This is a genomic window from Erwinia sp., assembly GCF_031978025.1.
Lineage (GTDB): Bacteria > Pseudomonadota > Gammaproteobacteria > Enterobacterales > Enterobacteriaceae > Erwinia.
Map to the genome: position 1 here is coordinate 8,111 of NZ_DALZCD010000087.1, position 6,796 is coordinate 14,906.

The 6,796-nt window shown below is 57.1% G+C and carries 6 protein-coding genes; all 6 read left to right on the forward strand.

The window, feature by feature from the left end; translation table 11 throughout:
* The first annotated feature begins 10 nt into the window (after nt 1-10).
* Genes wecC through wzyE form a run of 6 tightly spaced genes read left to right on the forward strand, consistent with a single transcriptional unit; the run spans nt 11 to nt 6,780 of the window.
* A complete protein-coding gene (gene wecC / locus RTK32_RS09115) occupies nt 11-1,273 on the forward strand; it encodes a UDP-N-acetyl-D-mannosamine dehydrogenase (RefSeq protein ID WP_312043233.1) in 1,263 nt (420 codons plus the stop codon).
* Nucleotides 1,270-1,974 carry a dTDP-4-amino-4,6-dideoxy-D-galactose acyltransferase gene (gene rffC, locus RTK32_RS09120; RefSeq protein WP_312043223.1) on the forward strand — a complete coding sequence of 235 codons (705 nt, stop codon included), beginning with the start codon at nt 1,270-1,272 and terminating at the stop codon, nt 1,972-1,974. Before wecC ends, rffC begins: the two co-directional genes overlap by 4 nt.
* 4 nt (nt 1,975-1,978) lie before the next feature.
* Entirely contained in the window at nt 1,979-3,106 is a 1,128-nt protein-coding gene (gene rffA / locus RTK32_RS09125; protein ID WP_312043225.1) for a dTDP-4-amino-4,6-dideoxygalactose transaminase, read from the forward strand.
* A 1-nt stretch (nt 3,107) separates the two neighbouring features.
* Nucleotides 3,108-4,358: a lipid III flippase WzxE gene (gene wzxE / locus RTK32_RS09130; protein ID WP_312043227.1), complete on the forward strand. Its 1,251-nt coding sequence runs from the start codon at nt 3,108-3,110 to the stop codon at nt 4,356-4,358.
* Nucleotides 4,355-5,425 (forward strand): TDP-N-acetylfucosamine:lipid II N-acetylfucosaminyltransferase, encoded by a 1,071-nt coding sequence (locus RTK32_RS09135; RefSeq protein WP_312043229.1) that lies wholly within the window; start codon nt 4,355-4,357, stop codon nt 5,423-5,425. Before wzxE ends, RTK32_RS09135 begins: the two co-directional genes overlap by 4 nt.
* Nucleotides 5,422-6,780: an ECA oligosaccharide polymerase gene (gene wzyE / locus RTK32_RS09140; protein ID WP_312043231.1), complete on the forward strand. Its 1,359-nt coding sequence runs from the start codon at nt 5,422-5,424 to the stop codon at nt 6,778-6,780. Before RTK32_RS09135 ends, wzyE begins: the two co-directional genes overlap by 4 nt.
* Nucleotides 6,781-6,796: the final 16 nt, after the last annotated feature.

Sequence of the window (6,796 nt, forward strand, 5' to 3'; positions counted from 1 at the left end):
GGATTTCCTTATAATGTTCAATACCATTTCTGTTATCGGGCTGGGCTATATTGGCCTGCCTACCGCTGCGGCTTTCGCTTCCCGCCAGAAAAAAGTCATCGGCGTGGATATCAACGCGCGGGCGGTCGAAACCATTAACCGCGGCGACATTCATATCGTAGAGCCTGACCTGGATGTGGTGGTGAAAAAAGCCGTTGAACAGGGATACCTGCGCGCCACCACGCAGCCGGAGCCTGCGGATGCTTTTCTGATCGCCGTGCCGACACCGTTTAAAGACGGGCACCAGCCGGATCTTTCCTGGGTCAAAGCGGCGGCCGAGTCGATCGCGCCCGTGCTGAAAAAAGGCGATCTGGTTATCCTGGAGTCAACCTCGCCTGTGGGCGCGACGGAGCAGATGGCCGAATGGCTGGCGATGGCCCGGCAGGATTTGGCTTTCCCTCAGCACGCGGGCGAAAACGCCGATGTGAACATCGCCTATTGTCCGGAGCGCGTGCTGCCGGGCCAGGTGATGGTCGAGCTGATAAAAAACGATCGCGTGATTGGCGGCATGACCTCACTTTGTTCACAAAAGGCGTGCGATCTTTACCGCATTTTCCTCGAAGGGGAGTGCGTGGTGACCAACTCGCGGACCGCTGAGATGTGTAAGCTGACGGAAAACAGTTTCCGCGACGTGAATATCGCTTTCGCCAACGAGCTATCGCTGATTTGCGCCGATCAGGGCATCAGCGTTTGGGAACTGATTGCGCTCGCTAACCGCCATCCTCGCGTCAATATTTTACAGCCAGGCCCGGGCGTTGGCGGGCACTGTATCGCCGTAGACCCGTGGTTTATCGTGGCGCAGAATCCAGTGCAGGCTCGTCTTATCCGCACCGCGCGTGAAGTTAACGACAGCAAGCCGCACTGGGTGCTGGAACAGGTGAAGAAAAAGCTGGCCGAATGTCTGGTCGCCAGCGACAAACGCCCCAGCGAACTGACCATTGCCTGCTTTGGCCTCGCCTTTAAGCCCAATATCGACGATCTGCGGGAAAGCCCGGCAAGGGAAGTGGCGCAGATGATCGCCGACTGGCATCAGGGCACCACGCAGCTGGTCGAGCCAAATATTCACGAGCTGCCGCCCGGGATGCCGGAAAGAAGCGTGCTGGTTTCGCAGGAAGAAGCGTTACGCCAGGCGGACGTGCTGGTCATGCTGGTGGATCATCAGCAGTTCAAAACCATCGATGTTGCCGGGCTGCGTTCACGCTGGCTGGTCGATACCAAAGGTCTTTGGCGATGAACGTCCCGGGTTTGGCTGGGCGTATCGACCCGCTGACTTGGGAAAATGCGTTTTTCGATATGAACAGCGCGTTGCTGACCGTCGATCTACACGATGCGCCGATCGATGAGGCAGCGCTGCAGCAATATGACCTTGTCCAGGCGAAAATCCTGTCGCAACAGACGGCGGAGCTGGATGCGTTAAGCGCGCTGGGGTTTCGTTTTGTGGAAGGCGAGGCGGATTTTGTGCTGGGCATCGGCACGGGCGGCAGGCCGGAAGGTATTCGTATCGCCCGTAAAGAGCATATCCCTGCGCTTCGCGAAGTAGCCGGCAGCGCTTTTGCCCAGAGCCGCTTTCGCGCGCCTTGGTATAAAACAGCAGACAGCGGTCGTTTTTATGCGCAATGGGTGGAAAACGCCGTGCTCGGGACATTTGACCATCAGTGTCTGATTGCCGTAAACGAGCAGGGCGAGCTGCAGGGATTCGTTTCACTGCGTGAACTGGCCGACGGCAGTGGCAGGATCGGCCTGTTGGCCACGAGGCCTGAAGCGCAGGGCCTGGGCGTCGGCCAGCGCATGATCGAGGCCGCCATTGACTGGTGTCGAGCACGACGCCTGACGCGCCTGCATGTTGCCACTCAGCTGGGCAACTTGCCGGCACTTCGACTTTATCATCGCTGCGGTGGCGTCATTGAACGCACCGCCTGGTGGCTCTACAGGTAATTTTATGATCCCGTTTAATGCCCCACCGGTGGTGGGAACCGAACTTGAGTATATGCAGTCCGCCATGAGCAGCGGCAAGCTGTGCGGCGACGGCGGCTTTACCCGTCGCTGCCAGCAGTGGATGGAAAACCGCTTTGGCAGCCGTAAAGTGCTGCTGACGCCTTCCTGCACCGCCTCGCTGGAAATGGCCGCTATCCTGATAGATATTCAGCCCGGCGATGAAGTGATCATGCCGAGCTACACCTTTGTCTCTACCGCCAACGCCTTTGTGCTGCGCGGCGCGACCATCGTATTTGTCGATATCCGTCCCGATACGCTTAACATCGATGAAAAGCTGATTGAAGCGGCTATTACCGAAAAAACCCGTGCGATTGTGCCCGTGCACTATGCGGGCGTTGCCTGTGAAATGGACACCATCATGGCGCTGGCGAAAAAGCACCAACTCTACGTGGTTGAAGATGCAGCGCAGGGCGTAATGGCGACCTACAAAGGGAAAGCGCTGGGGACGATTGGTCATATTGGCTGTTTTAGTTTTCACGAAACCAAGAACTACACCGCAGGCGGTGAGGGTGGCGCGACGCTCATCAACGATCCGGCGCTGGTGGAAAGAGCAGAAATTATTCGTGAAAAAGGCACCAACCGCAGCCAGTTTTTCCGTGGTCAGGTGGATAAATATACCTGGCGGGATATCGGTTCCAGCTACCTGATGGCCGATTTGCAGGCTGCCTATCTCTGGGCGCAGCTGGAAGAGGCCAAACTCATCAACGAACAGCGCCTGCGCCTGTGGCAGAACTATTACGACGCGCTGCAGCCTGTTGCCGCCAGCGGCCGTATCACGCTGCCGACTCTGGCAGCAGATGGCCAGCACAATGCGCATATGTTCTACATTAAGCTGCGCGATAATGACGATCGCAACGCGCTGATCGACTGGCTGAAAGAGGCGGAAATTCTGGCCGTATTCCACTATATCCCGCTGCATTCGTCGCCCGCCGGACAGCGCTTCGGCCGCTTCCACGGACCTGACCGCTACACTACGGCAGAAAGTGAGCGCCTGCTGCGGCTGCCGCTGTTTTACAACCTTTCCGACAATAACCAGAAAACGGTTATCAATTCGCTGCTGAGTTGGTTCTGATATGTCGCTGGCTAAAGCTTCGGTGTGGACGGCAGCGTCCACCCTAGTAAAGATTGCTGCCGGTCTGCTGGTGGTCAAAATGCTGGCGGTATCGTTCGGCCCCGCGGGCGTGGGGCAGGCGGGTAACTTTCGCCAGCTGATTACCGTGCTGGGCGTGCTGGCCGGTGCCGGCATCTTTAACGGCGTCACCAAATACGTGGCGGAATATCAACAGCAGCCCGCGCGGTTGCGTGCGGTGACCGGCACGGCAGCGGCAATGGTTCTGGGCTTCTCTACGCTGCTGGCGGTCATTTTTCTGCTGTTTGCTGAACCTGTCAGCGTGGGCCTGTTTGGCCATGACCGCTATGCGAACGTAGTGCGGATACTGGCCTTTATTCAAGTCGGCATCGCCTGGGCTAACCTGGCGCTGGCGGTGATAAAAGGTTTTCGCGATGCAATGAGCAACGCGCTGTCGCTGATCGTGGGGAGCCTGATCGGTGTGGCGGCTTGGTTTGTGTGTTACTGGCTGGGCGGCTACAGCGGCGCGCTCATCGGTATGGCACTGGTGCCTGCGCTGGTTGTGGTGCCCGCGTCGCTGCTGCTGGCAAAGCGTGACCTCCTGCCGCTGCATTTTTTCAGGCCGCAGTGGCATGGCGATATCGCACGTAATCTGGGTAAATTCACGCTGATGGCGCTGATGACGACGGTGACGCTGCCGGTGGCCTGGGTGATGATGCGTAACTGGCTGGCAGCCCAGGATGGCTGGGAGCAGGTTGGCCTGTGGCAGGGGGTGACCAGTATTTCAGACGCTTATCTGCAATTTATCACCGCTTCTTTCAGCGTCTGGCTACTGCCGACGCTGGCCAGGCTGACGGACAAGAAAGCGATTTCGCGCGAAATCCGGCGTTCGCTGAGCTTTGTCCTGCCTGCGGTCATGGCCGTCAGTTTCACCGTCTGGCTGCTGCGCGACGTGGCGATCTGGCTGCTGTTTTCCAGCAAGTTTACCGGAATGCGCGACCTCTTTATCTGGCAGCTGACCGGCGACGTTTTTAAGGTAGGCGCTTATGTTTTCGGCTATCTGGTGATTGCTAAAGCCTCGCTGCGTTTTTATCTGCTAACCGAAGTCAGTCAGTTTCTGCTGCTGACGCTGTTTGCCTGGTGGCTGATCCCGCTGCACGGCGCTGTTGGCGCGGCGCAGGCCTATATGGCGACCTATATCGTCTATTTTGCGCTTTGCGCTGGTGTATTTTTTCTTTATCAAAGACAAGTATGACAACACTGATCCACGTTCTTGGCTCGCCGATTGAGCATCACAACCAGACCGTTCTGCGTTTTTTTAATGACGTCATGACGCAGGCCGCACCCTGCGGTGAACCACGCCCGTTTTGGGTGGTTGGCGAACCTGCGGCGACCACGGCGTTTCCCCTGCTGGCTATCCGCTGGTTTGCGGACAAAAAAAGCCTGGCCGAAGCGGTAACCACCCGCGCTCAGGCCTCCCGGCAGACGCGCTTTTTCTTTCACGGCCAGTTTAATCCGACGTTGTGGCTGGCGCTGCTGCTGCGCAAGATCCGACCTGAACAGGCGTACTGGCATATCTGGGGTGCCGATCTCTACGAGCAGGCTGGCGGCCTGAAGTTCCGCCTGTTTTATGCGATGCGTCGACTGGCGCAAAGGCGCATTGGGCACGTCTTTGCCACGCGCGGTGATATCACCGTTTTTCACCAGCGTCAGCCAGCCGTGTCCGCTTCGCTGCTTTATTTCCCTACCCGCATGGCGCAGGTTGCGTTACCTGACGTGCCAAAAAAGGATGAGTTAACCCTGCTGGTCGGCAACTCGGGCGATGCCAGCAACCGTCATATTCAGGCATTACAGGCCATTCATCAGCAGTTTGGCGAGCGGGTGAAGGTGATTGTGCCGATGGGCTATCCGGAAAATAACGACGCTTATATTCAGCGCGTACGGGAAGCCGGTACGGCACTGTTTGGCCCTTCGCTAAGCGTGCTGACCGAAAAGCTGGACTTTCAGGCCTATCTGGCACTGCTTGCCCGCTGCGACCTGGGTTACTTTCTTTTTGAGCGTCAGCAAGGCATCGGTACGCTCTGCCTGCTGATCCAGGCCAATATTCCCTTTGTCATTAACCGGAAAAACCCTTTCTGGCAGGATCTGACCGACCAGCAGGTGCCGGTGCTTTTTGCCGGCGACGAGCTGACGCCCGCGCTGATTGCCGAAACAAAGCGGCAGATGGCAGCCCTGGACAAATCCTCTATCGCCTTTTTCGACCCTGCCTTTGTCACGGGCTGGCAGCAGGCACTGGCGCTGGCGGAAGGAGCAATGCCATGACATTTCCACAGTTCGCTGGCCTGCTGACGGTTTGGCTGCTGTCGCTGGGGCTTATTCTTACGCTGACCTGGCGAGAGTTTCGACGCATACGGTTTAATTTTAACGTCTTTTTCTCGCTGCTTTTTCTGCTGACCTTTTACTTTGGTTTTCCGCTGACCTGCGTGCTGGTATTTGGCTTTAATGTGCAGGTGGTCCCTGCAGAGTACCTGCTGCAGGCGATGCTGGCCGCCACCAGTTTTTACGCTATCTACTACGTCAGCTACAAAACCCGGCTCAGGCAGGCTACAGAGAAACCCGCTCGCCAGGTTTTCACCATCAATCGCGTCGAGGCGCATCTGACGTGGGGGATTCTGGCGCTGATTGCGCTGGGCACGGTGCTGGTGTTCTTCCTGCACAACGGTTTCCTGCTGTTTAAGCTGCACAGCTACAGCCAGATCTTCTCGGCAGAAGTATCGGGCGTGGCGTTGAAGCGCTTCTTCTACTTCTTTATTCCGGCCATGCTGGTGGTCTATTTCCTGCGTCCTGGCCTGAAAAGCTGGCTGCTGTTTCTGGTGGCTACCGTCGCTTTTGGGCTACTGACGTATGCCATCGTGGGCGGCACGCGAGCCAACATCATTATCGCCTTTGCTCTGTTTCTTTTTATCGGCATTATCCAGGGCTGGATCACGCTGTGGATGCTTGCCGCTGCGGGCATGGCAGGCGTTGTTGGGATGTTCTGGCTGGCGCTGCGCCGTTATAACCTCGATGTCAGCGGCAGCGAGGCGTTCTATACCTTCCTCTACCTGACGCGGGACACCTTTTCGCCCTGGGAGAATCTGGGTCTGCTGCTGCAAAACTACGACAAAATTGATTTCCAGGGACTGGCGCCCATCGTGCGGGATTTTTATGTCTTTATTCCTGGCTGGTTATGGCCTGACAGGCCCCCGCTGGTGCTGAACAGCGCAAATTATTTTACCTGGGAAGTGCTGAACAATCATTCCGGGCTGGCCATCTCGCCCACGCTGCTGGGCTCGCTGGTGGTGATGGGGGGCGTGTGGTTTATCCCGCTGGGCGCGGTAGCGGTGGGCATGATTATCAAATGGTTCGACTGGCTTTACGCAAAAGGACGCGAAGAGAATAATCGCTACAAGGCCGCTATTCTGCAAAGCTTCTGCTTCGGCGCGGTTTTTAATATGATCGTGCTCGCGAGAGAAGGGCTGGACGCCTTCGCTTCTCGTGTGGTTTTTTTCTGTCTGATTTTTGCAGCGGCGGTGCTGATTGCCAAGCTCCTTTACTGGTTGCTCGACAGCGCAGGCGTTATCCGTACGCGGTCGGTGAGGCAGCCGGGCGCGAAAATAAAACCTGTTAGCCAGTAACGTTATGAACCTGTCA